The 14,760-nt window shown below is 60.1% G+C and carries 14 protein-coding genes and 1 pseudogene; 9 read left to right on the forward strand and 6 right to left on the reverse strand.

Going from position 1 to position 14,760, the window contains the following annotated elements:
• Window positions 1-37 precede the first annotated feature (37 nt).
• On the reverse strand, window positions 38-1,075 hold the full coding sequence (locus ACMXYJ_RS13370) for a DMT family transporter (RefSeq protein ID WP_415760190.1): 1,038 nt from the start codon (window positions 1,073-1,075) through the stop codon (window positions 38-40).
• Between ACMXYJ_RS13370 and ACMXYJ_RS13375 the strand changes: the two genes are divergently transcribed.
• The 5 genes and pseudogenes from ACMXYJ_RS13375 to ACMXYJ_RS13395 all read left to right on the forward strand — a co-directional run bounded on the left by ACMXYJ_RS13375 (window position 1,070) and on the right by ACMXYJ_RS13395 (window position 6,486).
• Window positions 1,070-1,633, forward strand: a complete 564-nt coding sequence (locus ACMXYJ_RS13375) for a helix-turn-helix domain-containing protein (RefSeq protein WP_415760191.1) — start codon at window positions 1,070-1,072, stop codon at window positions 1,631-1,633. The two genes, ACMXYJ_RS13370 and ACMXYJ_RS13375, sit on opposite strands and share 6 nt — an antisense overlap.
• 156 nt (window positions 1,634-1,789) lie before the next feature.
• On the forward strand, window positions 1,790-2,992 hold the full coding sequence (locus ACMXYJ_RS13380; protein WP_415760192.1) for an SfnB family sulfur acquisition oxidoreductase: 1,203 nt from the start codon (window positions 1,790-1,792) through the stop codon (window positions 2,990-2,992).
• Window positions 2,993-3,002: 10 nt separating this feature from the next.
• Window positions 3,003-3,440: an acyl-CoA dehydrogenase gene (locus ACMXYJ_RS13385; protein ID WP_415760193.1), complete on the forward strand. Its 438-nt coding sequence runs from the start codon at window positions 3,003-3,005 to the stop codon at window positions 3,438-3,440.
• Window positions 3,440-4,810, forward strand: a pseudogene (locus tag ACMXYJ_RS13390) (LLM class flavin-dependent oxidoreductase); the annotation flags it as partial. The gene ACMXYJ_RS13385 and the pseudogene ACMXYJ_RS13390, both read left to right, overlap by 1 nt.
• A gap of 236 nt (window positions 4,811-5,046) precedes the next feature.
• A complete protein-coding gene (locus ACMXYJ_RS13395; RefSeq protein WP_415760194.1) occupies window positions 5,047-6,486 on the forward strand; it encodes an FAD/NAD(P)-binding protein in 1,440 nt (479 codons plus the stop codon).
• 91 nt (window positions 6,487-6,577) lie between these two features.
• Here ACMXYJ_RS13395 and ACMXYJ_RS13400 read toward each other — a convergent pair whose 3' ends face one another.
• The 4 genes from ACMXYJ_RS13400 to ACMXYJ_RS13415 all read right to left on the reverse strand — a co-directional run bounded on the left by ACMXYJ_RS13400 (window position 6,578) and on the right by ACMXYJ_RS13415 (window position 9,156).
• Window positions 6,578-6,802 carry a hypothetical protein gene (locus ACMXYJ_RS13400; protein ID WP_415760195.1) on the reverse strand — a complete coding sequence of 75 codons (225 nt, stop codon included), beginning with the start codon at window positions 6,800-6,802 and terminating at the stop codon, window positions 6,578-6,580.
• A 106-nt stretch (window positions 6,803-6,908) separates the two neighbouring features.
• The gene (locus ACMXYJ_RS13405) at window positions 6,909-7,640 is read right to left on the reverse strand and encodes a substrate-binding periplasmic protein (protein WP_415760196.1); all 732 of its coding nucleotides are present in this window, start codon (window positions 7,638-7,640) and stop codon (window positions 6,909-6,911) included.
• 275 nt (window positions 7,641-7,915) lie between these two features.
• Window positions 7,916-8,218 (reverse strand): phage infection protein, encoded by a 303-nt coding sequence (locus ACMXYJ_RS13410; protein ID WP_415760197.1) that lies wholly within the window; start codon window positions 8,216-8,218, stop codon window positions 7,916-7,918.
• Between the two features lie 197 nt (window positions 8,219-8,415).
• Window positions 8,416-9,156 (reverse strand): response regulator, encoded by a 741-nt coding sequence (locus ACMXYJ_RS13415; protein WP_056744878.1) that lies wholly within the window; start codon window positions 9,154-9,156, stop codon window positions 8,416-8,418.
• A 184-nt stretch (window positions 9,157-9,340) separates the two neighbouring features.
• Between ACMXYJ_RS13415 and ACMXYJ_RS13420 the strand changes: the two genes are divergently transcribed.
• Both ACMXYJ_RS13420 and ACMXYJ_RS13425 read left to right on the forward strand, forming a co-directional pair.
• Window positions 9,341-9,604 carry a DUF2790 domain-containing protein gene (locus ACMXYJ_RS13420; protein WP_415760198.1) on the forward strand — a complete coding sequence of 88 codons (264 nt, stop codon included), beginning with the start codon at window positions 9,341-9,343 and terminating at the stop codon, window positions 9,602-9,604.
• A 64-nt stretch (window positions 9,605-9,668) separates the two neighbouring features.
• Window positions 9,669-10,730: an alpha/beta fold hydrolase gene (locus ACMXYJ_RS13425; protein WP_415760199.1), complete on the forward strand. Its 1,062-nt coding sequence runs from the start codon at window positions 9,669-9,671 to the stop codon at window positions 10,728-10,730.
• 116 nt (window positions 10,731-10,846) lie between these two features.
• Here the strand turns inward: ACMXYJ_RS13425 and ppnN are convergent, their stop codons facing one another.
• Window positions 10,847-12,220: a nucleotide 5'-monophosphate nucleosidase PpnN gene (gene ppnN, locus ACMXYJ_RS13430; protein ID WP_008151729.1), complete on the reverse strand. Its 1,374-nt coding sequence runs from the start codon at window positions 12,218-12,220 to the stop codon at window positions 10,847-10,849.
• A gap of 210 nt (window positions 12,221-12,430) precedes the next feature.
• On the opposite strand from ppnN, the gene ACMXYJ_RS13435 reads away from it, so the two are divergent.
• Entirely contained in the window at window positions 12,431-12,958 is a 528-nt protein-coding gene (locus ACMXYJ_RS13435) for a DUF3087 domain-containing protein (protein WP_415760200.1), read from the forward strand.
• A gap of 222 nt (window positions 12,959-13,180) precedes the next feature.
• Window positions 13,181-14,758, forward strand: coding sequence for a sensor domain-containing diguanylate cyclase (locus ACMXYJ_RS13440; protein WP_415760201.1), 1,578 nt, complete (start codon window positions 13,181-13,183; stop codon window positions 14,756-14,758).
• Window positions 14,759-14,760 lie beyond the last annotated feature (2 nt).

The raw sequence follows: 14,760 nt of genomic DNA on the forward strand, positions 1-14,760 counted from the left end.
CCTGGAAAGTTGGAAGCTTGAACGTCGGTTGTGATGCTCATTTATTTGAGTCGACGGACTCGCTTTCCAACGCCTCCTCAATTGTCTCGCGATCTTTACCCTTGGTCTTCAACTCACTGACAATCACCGCCGCCACAATCAACCCCGCACCCACCAGCGCAATCGCCGGCAATCGCTCACCCGCGATCCTTCCGACAATCCCGGCCCACACCGGCTCACCGGCATAAATCAACGTCGCCCGGGTCGGCGAAACGCTCTTCTGCGCCCAGTTCATCGCCACTTGAATCGCCGCACTGGCCGCGCCCAGTCCCAGCGCGCTGCATAACAGCAGCCAGGAGAAGTCCGGAATCCTTTCCTGAGTCGGTACCACCATCAAGAACGCCAGCACCGAGGTGACCGCCAATTGCACCACCGTCACCCGTCGAACGTCGACCTGGCCGGCATAGGTGCTGATCAGAATGATCTCCGCCGCAATCGCCACGGCGCTGATCAACGTGGCGATTTCACCCGGGCTGAAATTGAACGAAGCGCCGGCCGGTCCCGACAGCAACATCAACCCGGTAAACGCCAACATGATCCCGATGCTCGGCATCAGCCCTGGACGCCGCCCCAGCACCAGCCATTGCAGTAACGGCACGAAGGGCACGTACAACGCGGTAATAAACGCCGACTGACTGCTGGGAATGCTCTGCAACCCGACGGTCTGCAAACCATAACCGAGCATGATCGCCACGCCGATAAAGGCTCCGGCCTTGAGTTCGAACAGGGTCAGCTCCCGCAGGTGTCGCCAGGAAAACAGCGCAACAATAATCGCCGCCGCGGCAAAACGCAGGCCGACAAAGAACATCGGCCCGCTGACGGTCATCGCGTGCTGCACCAGCAAGAAGGTGCCGCCCCAGACCATGGTGATCAGCACCAGCACGCACTCGGCCTTGCTGAACCGCGAGAAACGGGAAGAAGTGTGAGGGGTATTCACCGACGTCATGACCTTGCGCGCTACCTGAGGGGGACGCACAATGCGCCGAATGTTGCGCAGTATACTGCCCAACCCCACCAAGTGAGCAATATAGTGCACAAAGATTCCACGCCGCGGGCTTCGGTCCTCCAGCACGTCAGCCAGAACGTTCGACGCTTGCGCCACGCCGCCGACATGAGCCAGGCGACGCTGGCGGAAAAATCCGGGGTCAGCCGCCGGATGCTGGTGGCCATCGAGGCCGGCGAGAAGAACGTCAGCCTGACCACCCTCGACCGCGTGGCCGAAGCGCTGAACGTCGCATTCAGCGACCTGATTCAGGCCCCGGATGCACGCGATCCGAGCCGCATCAACGAAGTGGCCTGGGCCGGGACGATTCCTGGCAGCAAAGCCGTTTTACTCTCCAAAGCCACCGCCACCCGTGAGGTGGAGCAATGGGAGTGGTGCCTGCAACCGGGGGAAATTTACCTGTCGCAACCGGATGCGGAGGGTTGGAGTGAGCAGATCTATGTATTCGAAGGCTGCTTGACCCTGATGCTGGGCGATACACCCCATGAGATCGCTGCCGGCGAGTTCTATATGTTCGCCAGCAACCAGCCCCACGCCTATCGCAACGATGGGCCGGTGGCGGCGCGGTTTGTGCGCAATGTGGTGATCTAACTGTTTGCCGATCAACACCGGATAGACACTTTGCTGTTTTAAAGCTGCAAGTCTTTCTCGGATTATTATTTAACCTATTGAAAAAAAAGTGATTTAGTTTCAGGCACGACTCCTGCAAAAGCTCTGGTGCATTCACCAGAATCCCGGAGTCGGCCCATGACAGCCTCTGCCCAACCCCCTCGCACCGCCCATGTGATCCGCTCGGACGCCGAGGCGATTGCCGTCGCTCACAAGCTCGCTGCACGCTTTGCCATCGAAGCCAGTGTGCGGGATCGCGAGCGACGCTTGCCAGTCGCCGAGCTCGACGAGTTCTCCGCCAGCGGCCTCTGGGGCATCACCGTTCCCAAGGAATACGGCGGCGCTGGCGTGTCCTACGTGACCGTCGCCGAAGTGATCAAGATCATTTCCGCTGCCGACTCATCCCTCGGCCAGCTCCCACAAAACCACCTCGGCGTGCTCGACATCCTGCTGCAAACCGCCACCCAAGAGCAGAAGCGTTACTACTTCGGCAAAGTCCTGCAGGGCTACCGTTTCGGCAACGCCTTCTCCGAATCCAAAAGCAAAAATGCCGGTGCCTTCGAAACCCGAATCCGTTTCGCTAAAGACACCGCGCAAATCGACGGCGAAAAGTTCTACTGCACTGGCGCCTTGTTCGCGCACATCGTGCCAGCAGTGGCGGTCAATGAAGAGAACAAAGCCTTCATCGCCTTCATCGAGCGTGACACTCCCGGCTTGACCGTTATCGACAGCTGGGACGGTTTCGGCCAGCGCACCACGGCCAGCGGCGGCGTGACACTCAACGCTGTGAAAGTGCCTTTGAACGCGGTGATCCCGGCCCACAAGGCCTTCGATGAACCCACCGCCGACGGCCCTATTTCGCAAATCATCCAGGCCGCTGTGGACACCGGGATCGCCGTGGGTGCGCTGGAGGAAACCAAGCGTTACGCCCGCGAATCCCGCCCGTGGATCGACAGCGGGAACGATCACGGCTGGCAGGACCCGTTCAGCATCGCCGCCATTGGCGACCTCGAATGGCGGGTCCACGGCACCGAAGCGATCCTGAAGAAGGCCGGTCTGGCCATCGACGCGGCGCTGCTCAACCCCAACGTAGACACCGTCGCCCACGCCTCCGTGGTGGTGGCCCAGGCCAAGGTCCTGTCCGCCGAAATTGCCTTGCTCGCCAGCAGCAAACTCTTCGAACTGGCCGGCACCCGCTCGGTGCTCGGCAAGTACAACCTCGACCGCCACTGGCGCAACGCCCGGACGCACACCCTGCACGACCCGGCACGCTGGAAATACCACCTGATCGGCAACTACCTGCTCAACGGCGTGAAGCCTGCGCGCCACGCCTGGAACTGAGGAGCCCACCATGAACGCTTTGACTCAACCGATTATTGCCGGGCAGCCCCTGGCCAAAAGTCAGCACGACCTGCACAACGCTCGTAGCTTGCTCGATGCGACGTTGCGTTTCGTCCGGCAGCAGGCCCAAGCCACGGATGATCCTCACGTCATCAGCCGCTTCGGCGATTTGCACATCCGCATTGAAGTCGCCGCCGCGTTGCTCGAACGCGCCGAAGACTTTCTGAACAGCGTTGATGACGACACGGAAATCAGCGTCGCCATCGCCGAGTCGCACCTGGCCAGCGCCGACGCGCTAAATGCCGTCAGCAACGCCGAATTTGAACTCACCGGCCAACGCACCGTGTTGCCCGGATCGCTGCATGACCCGTTGCACCGGAAACTCCACCTCATCGGCAACTTCCGCCTCAACGGCATCCATCCCCCAAGCTTTCGGAGTGCGGTTTGATGGCCCGTGAAATTCGTCTCAACGCCTTTGACATGAACTGCGTCGGCCACCAGTCGCCGGGCCTGTGGGCGCATCCGCGGGATCGCTCCTGGCAGTACAAGGACCTGGAGTACTGGACCGACCTGGCGAAAATCCTCGAACGCGGCAAGTTTGACGGCTTGTTCATTGCCGATGTGCTGGGCATCTACGACGTTTACAACGGCAATGGTGATGCGGCGATCCGTCAGGCGGCGCAGGTGCCGGTCAACGATCCGCTGCAACTGATTCCGCCGATGGCGCTGGTCACCGAGCATTTGGGGTTCGGCCTGACCGCCTCGCTGTCGTTCGAACACCCGTATCCGTTCGCCCGACGCCTGTCGACGCTCGACCATCTGACCAAGGGCCGCGCCGGCTGGAACATCGTCACCTCTTATCTGGAAAGCGGTGCGAAGAACCTCGGTCAGAAAAACCAGACCGAACACGACGCCCGTTACGACTTCGCCGAAGAGTATTTGGAGGTTTGCTACAAACTGTGGGAGGGCAGTTGGGAAGAGGGCGCGATTCTGCGGGATCGCGAGCGGCGGATCTTCAGCGACCCGAGCAAAATCCACGAAATCCGGCACGTCGGTAAGCACTTCCAGGTGCCCGGCATTCATCTTTGCGAACCCTCGCCGCAACGCACGCCGGTTCTCTATCAGGCTGGCGCATCCAGTCGCGGCAAGCAGTTTGCCGCCGAGCATGCCGAGTGTGTGTTCGTCGCTGCGCCGTCGAAAGTGCTGCTGAAGAAAACCGTTGCCGACATCCGTCGTCGTGCTGCCGAAGCCGGACGCGATCCGTCGAAGATTCTGATCTTCAACCTGCAAACCGTGATCCTCGGCGAGACCGACGCCAAGGCCAAAGCCAAGTTCGAGGAATACAAAACCTGGGTCAGTTATGAAGGCGCGATGGCGTTGATCTCTGGCTGGACCGGGATCGATTTCAGCCAGTTCAAACCCGATGAACCGCTCAAACATGTGCACACCAACGCCATTCAATCGGCGGTGGAAGCGTTCTCCACGGCGGACCCGAACAAGGTCTGGACGCCCAACGAACTGGCTGACTGGGTCGGCATTGGCGGGTTTGGTCCGTTGTTTGTCGGCAGTCCCGAGACCGTTGCCGACTTGTTGCAGGAGTGGGTCGAGGAGACCGATGTGGACGGCTTTAACCTGGCCTATGCATTGACTCACGAAACCTTCATCGACGCCGTGGAGTTGCTGGTGCCGGAGCTGCAGAAACGTGGGGTCTACAAAACCGAATACGCGCCGGGGACCTTGCGCGAGAAGTTGTTTGGGGAAGGGCCGCGATTGCCGGACATTCATCCGGGTGCGGGTTATCGAGACCTGGCGGCGTTGCGGCCGCAGAGAAAAAAGTCGCGTTCCCACGCTGATCGTTCCCACGCTGATCGTTCCCACGCAGAGCGTGGGAACGATCAGGGTCAGAGGCAAGCCACGCGCGCTCCCGACGCTCACTGCAAGTCAGCGGTATTTCTCTGTCCTACTTTGGTACTGCTTGATGAGCCTTTCATGGGTTTGGCGCCTATTATCGTCCAGGAGATTTTCGAGATGAAACATTGATCAGTGAGAACGCCATGACTGAAACCCAACGCGGACAGGCCACCGACGCCCTCCGCCACGCGGACATCCTGATCGTCGGCGGCGGCCTCAGCGGTGCAATGCTGGCGGCGCAGTTGCTGCGCCTGCCGGGCAAACGCCAGGTGCTGGCGATCGAACCCCGCGCCGAACTGGGGCGGGGCGAGGCGTACAGCGCGGTCGAGTTGGGCCACACGCTCAACGGCAATGCGGCACGGATGAGCGTCGACCCGGACAACGCCGACGACCTGACCCAATGGCTGACCGAATACATCGCGGCCGGCGGCTGGCCGGAGTCTGACGAGCAACATGTGCCGGTCAGCGAGTTGTTCCCGCCCCGGGGGATTTTCGGCCTGTACGTGCAGCAGCGTCTGGCCGAAGCGCAAGCGGTGGGGGCGTTGAACGGGTCAACGGTCGAGCATGTGCGGGCCGAGGTGGTTGACCTGCAAACGGCGGATGATTCTGTGTTGCTGACGTTGAGTGACGGGCAACACTTGCAGGGCGCTTATGCGGTGTTGGCCACGGGGATGTTCCCCGCTGCGCGCACGCCTCAGACCGAGTCCAGCGGCTTGAATGCCGCTGCGCTTGATCCATGGGATGTCGCTGGCATGCAGCAGCTTGATCCGCAGTCGACGGTGCTGATCATCGGTTCAGGCCTGACCATGGTCGATGCCGTGGTGTCGCTGGAACAGGCCGGGCATCGCGGGCCGATCGAAGTGTTTTCACGGCATGGCTTGCTGCCTCATGTGCGTCGGCAACCTCCGGTCTGGTTGGATTTTCTTGCCGAGGATCAGAGCATTCGCACACCGCGACAGCTGGTGCGCGAACTGCGTCGGCATTGCCGGGACGCCATCGCCCAAGGCATCGACTGGCAGGCGCCGCTCGACACCGTGCGGGCGCATATCGGCCGCTTGTGGCATCAGGCGACGGATGTGCAGCGTCGACAGTTCGTCCGGCATGTGCGGCCGTGGTGGGAAAGCCATCACCACCGCTCGCCGCCGTTGAGTGCCGAACTGGTGGAGCGGTTGCACAAGGAAGGGCGGTTGCGGATTCAGGCGGCGTCGTTCAAAGGGCTGGAGCCTTCAGCGGACGGCGCAGTGAGCATCCGTATTCGGCGTCGTGGTGAATCAGAAACCACCGTTGTCAGCGGCGCGGCATTGATCAATTCCAGCGGCATCGAATACGACTGGCGGCGAGTGGCCCGACCGCTGCCACAGCAACTGCTGGCGCGCGGACTTGTCCGGCCGGGGCCTTTGGCGCTGGGGATTGCAGCGGCCGTTGATGGCGCAGTGCTGGATGCCGATGCACACGCCGCCAGCCGTCTGTTCGCCATGGGCCCACCGTTGCGCGGCATGTGGTGGGAAAGCACCGCAGTGACCGACGTCGCGAGCCAGGCCAAGGCGCTCGCCGCTCGCCTGACAACACCGCCGCTTTTGTAGCAGCTGCCGAGCCTGTATTTCAAAGACAACAAACCCCGGGTAGATCGGATCTACCCGGGGTTTGTTGTTTCAAGCGGTGCAAAGCCGTTGATCAATAACGCTGATACTTCGAACCGAACTCAGGGCGGTTTTCAGCGACGTAGAGTGTGCTCGCCTGGCTGTCTTTGTGATCAACACCGACGGTGTTCACGTTCAGTGTGGCCGGTTGGCTGACTTTGACCGCTGCAACGACTGGCGAGGTGGCGTGTGGGGCGGCGATGGCGGAAGTAGCGCCAAGAACCGAAAGGGCGAATCCAAGACCGATGATGCTTTTCATGAGGTGCTCCAGAGCGTGGGGAGAAGATGTCGCCACTGTAGTGCTGGATCATCGCGATGAAAAAACACCCTGACGCATAGTTGTTATCGAGAGCGTTGATCCATTGTCAGCGAGGTGTGTTGTCACTGAGCCAGCGCTGCTTGAGTTGTTCCAGACGCCCATCTTTGTTCATCTCGTCAAGCGCCTGCTGCCAGCGCGCGACCTGGCGCGCGTCGGTTTGCGGGGAAAACGCGATGTAGGTGCCTTGCTTCATCAGCGGCATCTGATAGTGCAACTGGCTGGGGGCCAAGCCTTCTTCCCGAGCCAGGGTTGCGATGGAGAGGGTGTCGGCCACCACAAATTCGATGCGCCCCAGACGTGCCAGACGCATCATTTGTTCGGGTGTTTCCACACCGTACAGATTGTTCAGACCCTGTTTGCGCAAGTAGTCGTAAGCCAGCCATTTTCGCGGGACGGCGATACGGCCCTGGGTGCTGACGTCCTGCAAACTGCGCACCGGTTGCTGGGTGTTAGCGGAATACAGCGCCGTTTCCACGTCCATCAGCGGTCCGACCCACTGGTACAAGCCTTCGCGTTCGACGGTGCGCAACACGGTAAACACCCCGGTGGCAGGCTCGGTCGTGGCGACGCGCAGGGCGCGCAGCAAAGGGACTTGTTGCAAGTGCACCTGGTCGCCGGTGCGTTCGGCCAGTGCCTGCACCACGTCCACGCCAAACCCCACCAGTTGATTACCTTGCTGAAAGTGCAAGGGCGGATGGTTGTCGGTGAGCAGGTTCAGATCAGCCGCGACCGCCGTAAAGGTCAGGAAAGACAACAGGCAACCGGCAATGCGCTTCATGAATCGTCCTTGATGAAATGAAGCGCAAATCTTAGACGGGCGAGGTGCAACTGTCCCGAGGAATTGTCGGGGCTTTTGCGTCAGATCTCAGGACTTATGGACGTCATACATGGGTGGGTATACAGAAGGGCTTACAACTGACGAAACACAGTCAAATGTGGGAGCGAGCTTGCTCGCGATGGCGGTGTGTCATTCAACATTGATGTTGATTGACAGGGCCTCATCGCGAGCAAGCTCGCTCCCACATTTGATCTCGGCCGCTGTGTAGATCCAGATCAATACCGCTGATATTTCGAGCCGAACTCGGCGCGGTTTTCCGCGACAACCACACCACCGCGCAGGGCGTTGCTCGGGCTGACTGATGCCACACGTTCGCGCAGTTCTTGCAGACGGTCGGCACCGCCTTCGGCCACGCGATTCTCGATCAGACGATCGGAGCCGCCTTCCACCAGCAGTTGTTGAACCTGGGCAGGGGACGCCGCATTGCCGGTGTGGGCCGACGCCAGGCTCGACAGGCTGAGACCACCAACCAGTGCCAGACCGAGTGCCAGGGGCGAGACTTTCGAGAAGTTGAACATGGGTGATTCTCCGTGCGTTTAGTTTGAGTGGGTCGGTAGCTGCTGCTATCCGGTGATCACAGTTAAACGCTCGGGTGTATCGGTGATGTGTGCTCGAACACGCCGAAATCGGTGCCTGCGTATCTGTCGCGGGTTCTTATACAGACGGATACAAAACCCTATGAAAAACGCTCCTCAGGTTCCGCTGGCGGAGAGCTTCATGATTCTGCGCCGAGCAATTCCACCGGGTAGGAGAACACGTAACCTTCGCTGCGCACGGTTTTGATATAAGTCGATTCTCGTGAGTCATCCATCAATCGCTGGCGCAGACGGCTCACCAGCAAATCAATCGAGCGGTCGAACAGGTCGGCGTCGCGACCCTGGGTCAGGTTGAGCAACTGGTCACGGCTGAGCACCCGTTGCGGGTGATCGAGGAACACCCGCAGCAGACGGTATTCGGCGCCACTGAGGGCCACCATCGTGCCGTCTTCGTCGAGCAAGTGCCGGGCGGTGGTGTCCAGGCGCCAGCGGCCGAAACCCAGCAATCGGCCGGTTTCGGTAATCAACAGGTTGGGCGGCAGCATCCGGGTGCGGCGTAACACGGCGTTGATCCGCGCCAGCAGTTCGCGGGCGGCGAAGGGTTTGGTCAGGTAGTCGTCGGCGCCCATTTCCAGGCCGAGGATGCGATCGGTTTCGTCGTTGCGTGCGGTGAGCATCAGGATCGGCGTGGCTTTGTGTTTGCCCGAGCGCAATTCGCGGCACAGCAGCAGGCCGTCATCGCCGGGCATCATGATGTCCAGCACGATCAGGTCCACCTGATTTGTTTCCAGAAAACTGCGCATCTGCCGGCCATCGGCGACGACGGTGGTGCGCAGGCCATTCTTTTTCAGGTAATTGCCGACCAACTCGCGAATCTCCCGGTCGTCGTCGACGATCAGGATGTGGTTCACATGTTCCATCGCTCAAGCCTCTTGTTGTTCGCTTTGTATCGCACTGTATCTGGTGCCCCCGCAGACACCTTACGCCTTATTAATTCCGGTTTTACGACACATGGCAGATACCTCGCGAAGATCAAATGGGTTCCATCGAGACAAGACGACTTGCCTCACAACCACCGCCCATTGCAACCCTGAGGAAATCACCATGAACTGGAACACACTGATTGCCGCCAGCTTCTTCGCGGTCCTGAACGTTGCAGCGTTTTCGGCCCATGCCGATGTTCAAGCGCCGTCGCAGACAACTTCTCACGGCACTCACCTGGATATCAACAAAGTGGTTTCCATCGTCGATAACGGCGGCGGCAATTGCGGCATTGTCGATGCCCGCCTGACCTATCTCGATTCCAGCGGCACGCAGAAAGTCCTCGATTACAGCAAGTTCGCAGAGTGCGGCAATCAGGGCGGCTAATCGTTCCACTACGCTTACCGCTGTCGTCCAAAACACCCGGTCAATGACTTCCAGGGAAATCACCATGAAGATGAATGTGTTGAGCAAAAAAAACGACTCACGTCGTCGTTTCTTTGGCCCATCGGTCCTCGCTTTCGCGCTGATGCAGTTAGGTGCCCTGGGTGCTGCCAATGCGCAAACCGCGACGCCAGAGCCCGTGGTGGCCAGCGCCGGCACCCTCAAGGCGGACTCGTTCGGCCCGCTGAAGCATATCAACGCCGGGTTGCTGAATGTGGCTTATGCCGAAGTCGGCCCCGCCGATGGTCCGGTGGTGATTCTTCTGCACGGTTGGCCCTACGACATTCACAGCTATAGCGAAGTGGCGCCCTTGTTGGCGGCCAAGGGTTACCGGGTGCTGATCCCGTATGCACGGGGCTACGGCGACACGCATTTCCTGTCCGACAAGACTGTTCGCAACGGCCAGCCGGCCGCGTTGGCCAGTGACGTCATCGACTTTATGGATGCGCTCAAGATCAAGAAGGCGGTGCTCGGTGGCTACGACTGGGGCGCGCGCTCGGCGGGCATCGTCTCGGCACTCTGGCCGGAGCGGGTGGAAGCGCTGGTCTCGGTGAGCGGCTACCTCATCGGCAATCAGGCCGCCGGCAAAAATCCGTTGCCGCCCAAGGCCGAGCTGCAATGGTGGTACCAGTTCTACTTCGCTACCGAACGCGGCCAGGCCGGTTACGAAAAAAATCGCCACGACTTCGCCAAGTTGATCTGGGAGCTGGCTTCCCCGAAATGGACTTTCGACGACGCGACTTTCGACCGCAGCGCGGTGGCCCTGGACAACCCCGATCATGTGGCTATTACGATCTTCAACTATCGCTGGCGGCTGGGCATGGTTCAGGGCGAACCTCAATATGAAGCGCTGGAGCAGCGGCTGGCCAAGGCCCCGGTCATTACGGTGCCGACCATCACCATGGAAGGTGACGCCAACGGGGCGCCACATCCGGCGGCCGAGGATTATGCCAAGCGCTTCACCGGCAAATATGAATACCGACTCATCAACGGCGGCATCGGCCACAACTTGCCGCAGGAAGATCCGCAGGCCTTTGCCAAGGCGATCATTGATGCGGATCACCTATAAACCACTGTGGGAGCGAGCCTGCTCGCGAATGGCGGTGTACCAGTCAACATCATGGTTGAATGACACACAGCTATCGCGAGCAGGCTCGCTCCCACAGGGTTGTTTGATGGTGCCTGTTACGCAACCACTTGATAACACGGCACATACGCCGCGCCGCCGGGCAGTTTCATCCGGTGCTGGGCGACGAAGGCCTTGAGCAGTTGATCCAGCGGTTGCATCACCGCTGCATCGCCACGGATCTGGTACGGCCCGTGTTCTTCGATCAGGCGGATGCCCTTGTCCTTGACGTTGCCGGCGACGATGCCGGAGAACGCACGGCGCAGGTTGGCAGCCAGTTCGTGGGCCGGCAGGTTACGGCTCAGTTTCAGGTTGGCCATGTTTTCGTGGGTTGGATCGAACGGGCGCTGGAAGCCTTCGTCGATCTTCAGCAGCCAGTTGAAATGGAACGCGTCATTGCGCTCGCGGCGGAACTGTTTGACCGCCTTGAGGCCTTGAGTCATTTGACGGGCGACTTCAGCCGGGTCGTCGATGATGATCTCGTAGTGCTGCTTGGCGGCTTCACCCAAGGTGGCGCCGACAAACGCGTCCAGTTGCTCCAGATACGGCGCGGCATGTTTCGGCCCGGTGAGAACCACGGGGAAGGGCAGGCCTGCGTTGTCCGGGTGCATCAGGATGCCGAGCAGGTACAGGAACTCTTCGGCCGTGCCGGCGCCGCCCGGGAAAATGATGATGCCGTGGCCGACGCGGACGAAGGCTTCCAGACGTTTTTCGATGTCCGGCAGGATCACCAGTTCGTTGACGATCGGGTTGGGTGCTTCGGCGGCGATGATGCCCGGCTCGGTCAAACCGAGGTAACGACCACCGTGGATACGCTGTTTGGCGTGGGCGATGGTCGCGCCTTTCATCGGGCCTTTCATCACGCCAGGACCGCAACCGGTGCAGATGTCGAGGCTGCGCAGGCCCAGTTCATGGCCGACTTTCTTGGTGTATTTGTATTCTTCGGTGTTGATCGAGTGGCCGCCCCAGCACACCACGATCTTCGGCTCCACGCCGGGGCGCAGGGTGCGGGCGTTGCGCAGCAGGTGGAACACGTAGTCGCTGATGCCCTGGGAGGTGCTCAGGTCGATGCGTTGGGCGTCGAGTTCGTTTTCGGTGTAGACGATGTCGCGCAGGGCGCTGAAGAGCATTTCCCGGGTGCTGGCGATCATTTCGCCATCAACGAAGGCATCGGCCGGGGCGTTCAGCAGTTCCAGGCGTACGCCGCGGTCCTGCTGGTGAATGCGGATTTCGAAGTCCTTGTAGGCTTCGAGGATGGTTTTGGCGTTATCGACATGGGCGCCGGTATTGAGGATGGCCAGGGCGCACTGGCGGAATAAGGTGTAGGTGCTGCCGGATCCGGCTTCGCTCAGTTGCTGTACTTCACGTTGAGAAAGGGTTTCCAGGCTGCCTTTTGGGCTGACCGAGGCGTTGATTACTTGTCGTTGGGTCATTCAATGATCCTTAAAACGATGCCACTCATACAGGCAAATGGCATCCGAATAGTATGTATCCATGAAAGAAGATGGCACGAACTGCGCTGTATCGCCATTTCCCGTTTGACGATGAAAAGATGAAAAGGAGCCCCAGCATAGCTAAATCCCCTGCAGAGGCGATAATGCCCCGCAGCCTTTTTACCCATGCCCTCAAGGAACCCCGTCGCGATGTTCGAAATCCAGCCGCAGAACCCCGAACGCTATCGAAGCCAGACGCGACGCAGCACGATAATCATAGCCTTGATTTTCCTGGCCCTGGCGATGGTGTTGTCCACCACGGCGGTGGCGCTGTTCGGCGAACCCGGTGGCGACAATCTGCGATTTAACGTCGGCGGCGTGTTCGTGGCGGTGCTGCTGATGGCCGCGCTGATGCGCGGCACGTTCTGGACCCAGCCGTGGATGGCCCCGGCGGTTTACGGCTGGCAGCTCAAGCGCAGCCTGATGAGCATCACCAACGTCATGCATCAGGTGACGGCGGCGGTGGAGAAAGAGGATCCGACGGCCATGAAGCTGCTGCGTTTCTACCATCTGGGGTTGAGCCAGATGCACGAGCTGGACGGCAACTCCAGTGATCACAGCCAATTGACCCGCGAGATGGATCAGCACAAGGCGCGGATGGAAGCGCTGGGTATCGAGACTGATCAGACGCAATTGAATCCCGCCTGGATCGAGGCCGTGAAACAGACGCCTCGGTAAGCCATTTCAGCCGCAATGCAAACCTTTGTAGCTGCTGGCGAAGCCTGCTGCTACGGATCGCGGCTTTAGGGCGAGCCGGTGGTGAGAATAGTTCTCGCGCAATTCACCTATCGGGTGTTTGATGAGGCATAGTCGCCTGACACCAGGCGGCTCATACCCGTCAGGGTTCATAAAAAGGGCGAACGGGAAGATTCGCCCTGTGGTCAGTATTCAGGGAACATCATGGGTCATCCGTCCGTTAACAATCGAATTGAACAATCCCTCCATGGCGTGCCCTGGGTCGCCAAGCAAGCCGGGGCCACACTCAAGGTTCGCTCTGCGGTGATTCTGCTGGTCGCGGTGTGCCTGTCCATGACGGCTATCGTGATTTGGGAATCCTGGAATTCGCGCCAGTACCATCTGCACGACAAAGAAGTGGCAATGTCCAACCTTGCCCAGACCCTGGCCTCGCAAGCGCAAGCGTCGATCAAGCAAGCCGATACGCTGCTGTTGACCCTGGTGGATCGCCTGGAAAACGACGGCTTCGACAAGTCCCGGGTACCCCGGCTGGAGCGTTTGCTCAAGGCCCAGCGCAGTGAGTTGAGCCAGCTCCATGGCTTGTTTATCTATGACGAAGCAGGGCGCTGGGTGGCCAATTCCAACGGCGCCGTGGTGCCTGATGCCAACAACGCCGATCGTGAGTATTTCATCTTCCATCGCAATCATCCCGACCGCGGCCCCCATATCGGTCCCTCGATCAAGAGCCGTTCGAGCGGTGAATGGATCATGACGGTGTCCCGCCGCGTCAATCATCCAGATGGCCGTTTTGCCGGCGTGGCGTTGGCAACGATTTATCTCAGCCATTTCCTCGGCCTCTACGACAGCATCGACATGGGTCATAACGGCGTGATCAACCTGATCGCCGACGACGCTACCATCGTCGTTCGCCGGCCGTTCAAAGAAACTGAAATCGGCATCAGCGTCGCCAAGGGACCGCTGTTTACGCAACTGTTGCCCAAGGGCAATTCAGGCACGGCGATGGTCCCGTCCTATGTCGATGGCGTCGAGCGGGTGGTCGGATTTCGCCGGGTCGACGGGTATCCGCTGATCATCTACGCGGCGCTGAACAAAGATGAAGTCCTGACTGCCTGGCGTAAGGAGGTACTGCTGAGTGCCGGGATCGTCTCGTTATTCCTGGGGTTCCTGGGCGTCCTCGGTTATCGCCTCATCCGCCTCATGAAGCAGCAGAACCACGTGCAGGGTGTATTGCTGGATGCGCAGGAAAAACTCATCGAGGTCAACCGCAGTCTTGAGTTGCTGGCGTTGGAGGACGCACTGACCGGGCTGTCCAACCGGCGTCAGTTCGATCTGTTCATCCTCGCCGAAATGGGCCGCGCCAGGCGCAACCAGACCCACCTCGCGCTGCTGATGATCGATGTCGATCACTTCAAGAGCTTCAATGATCTATACGGCCATGTGGCCGGTGATGAGTGTTTACGCAACATCAGCACGATCATCAGGGACAACATCAAGCGCCCCGGCGACCTGGCTGCGCGCTATGGCGGCGAAGAGTTTGCGGTGGTACTGCCCGGGACCGACTACGTGGGCGCGTTTCTGGTGGCGGAAAAAATCCGTCGCGCGGTTCAGATGGCCGGCATCGAGCACAGTGAAGGGGCTGAAGGCACGGTGACGGTCAGCCTGGGGGTCGCCGCTTACGATCCGGCGTCCCAGGCGCAGCCCGATGATTTGGTGGGGGCCGCCGACAAGGCGCTGTACGTGGCCAAGGCCAGCGGCCGGAACATGAGCGTCATTGCCAACTGAAT

The organism is Pseudomonas arabinosi, from assembly GCF_047758675.1.
Lineage (GTDB): Bacteria > Pseudomonadota > Gammaproteobacteria > Pseudomonadales > Pseudomonadaceae > Aquipseudomonas > Aquipseudomonas arabinosi.

What these genes read in the sequence shown, in the direction of transcription:
- ACMXYJ_RS13380 (WP_415760192.1), top strand. Translation starts at nt 1,790, where the DNA reads ATGACAGCCTCTGCCCAACCCCCTCGCACCGCCCATGTGATCCGCTCG.
- ppnN (WP_008151729.1), bottom strand. Translation starts at nt 12,220, where the DNA reads ATGACCCAACGACAAGTAATCAACGCCTCGGTCAGCCCAAAAGGCAGC.
- ACMXYJ_RS13425 (WP_415760199.1), top strand. Translation starts at nt 9,669, where the DNA reads ATGAAGATGAATGTGTTGAGCAAAAAAAACGACTCACGTCGTCGTTTC.
- ACMXYJ_RS13385 (WP_415760193.1), top strand. Translation starts at nt 3,003, where the DNA reads ATGAACGCTTTGACTCAACCGATTATTGCCGGGCAGCCCCTGGCCAAA.
- ACMXYJ_RS13405 (WP_415760196.1), bottom strand. Translation starts at nt 7,640, where the DNA reads ATGAAGCGCATTGCCGGTTGCCTGTTGTCTTTCCTGACCTTTACGGCG.
- ACMXYJ_RS13395 (WP_415760194.1), top strand. Translation starts at nt 5,047, where the DNA reads ATGACTGAAACCCAACGCGGACAGGCCACCGACGCCCTCCGCCACGCG.
- ACMXYJ_RS13440 (WP_415760201.1), top strand. Translation starts at nt 13,181, where the DNA reads ATGGGTCATCCGTCCGTTAACAATCGAATTGAACAATCCCTCCATGGC.
- ACMXYJ_RS13435 (WP_415760200.1), top strand. Translation starts at nt 12,431, where the DNA reads ATGTTCGAAATCCAGCCGCAGAACCCCGAACGCTATCGAAGCCAGACG.
- ACMXYJ_RS13400 (WP_415760195.1), bottom strand. Translation starts at nt 6,802, where the DNA reads ATGAAAAGCATCATCGGTCTTGGATTCGCCCTTTCGGTTCTTGGCGCT.
- ACMXYJ_RS13420 (WP_415760198.1), top strand. Translation starts at nt 9,341, where the DNA reads ATGAACTGGAACACACTGATTGCCGCCAGCTTCTTCGCGGTCCTGAAC.
- ACMXYJ_RS13415 (WP_056744878.1), bottom strand. Translation starts at nt 9,156, where the DNA reads ATGGAACATGTGAACCACATCCTGATCGTCGACGACGACCGGGAGATT.
- ACMXYJ_RS13410 (WP_415760197.1), bottom strand. Translation starts at nt 8,218, where the DNA reads ATGTTCAACTTCTCGAAAGTCTCGCCCCTGGCACTCGGTCTGGCACTG.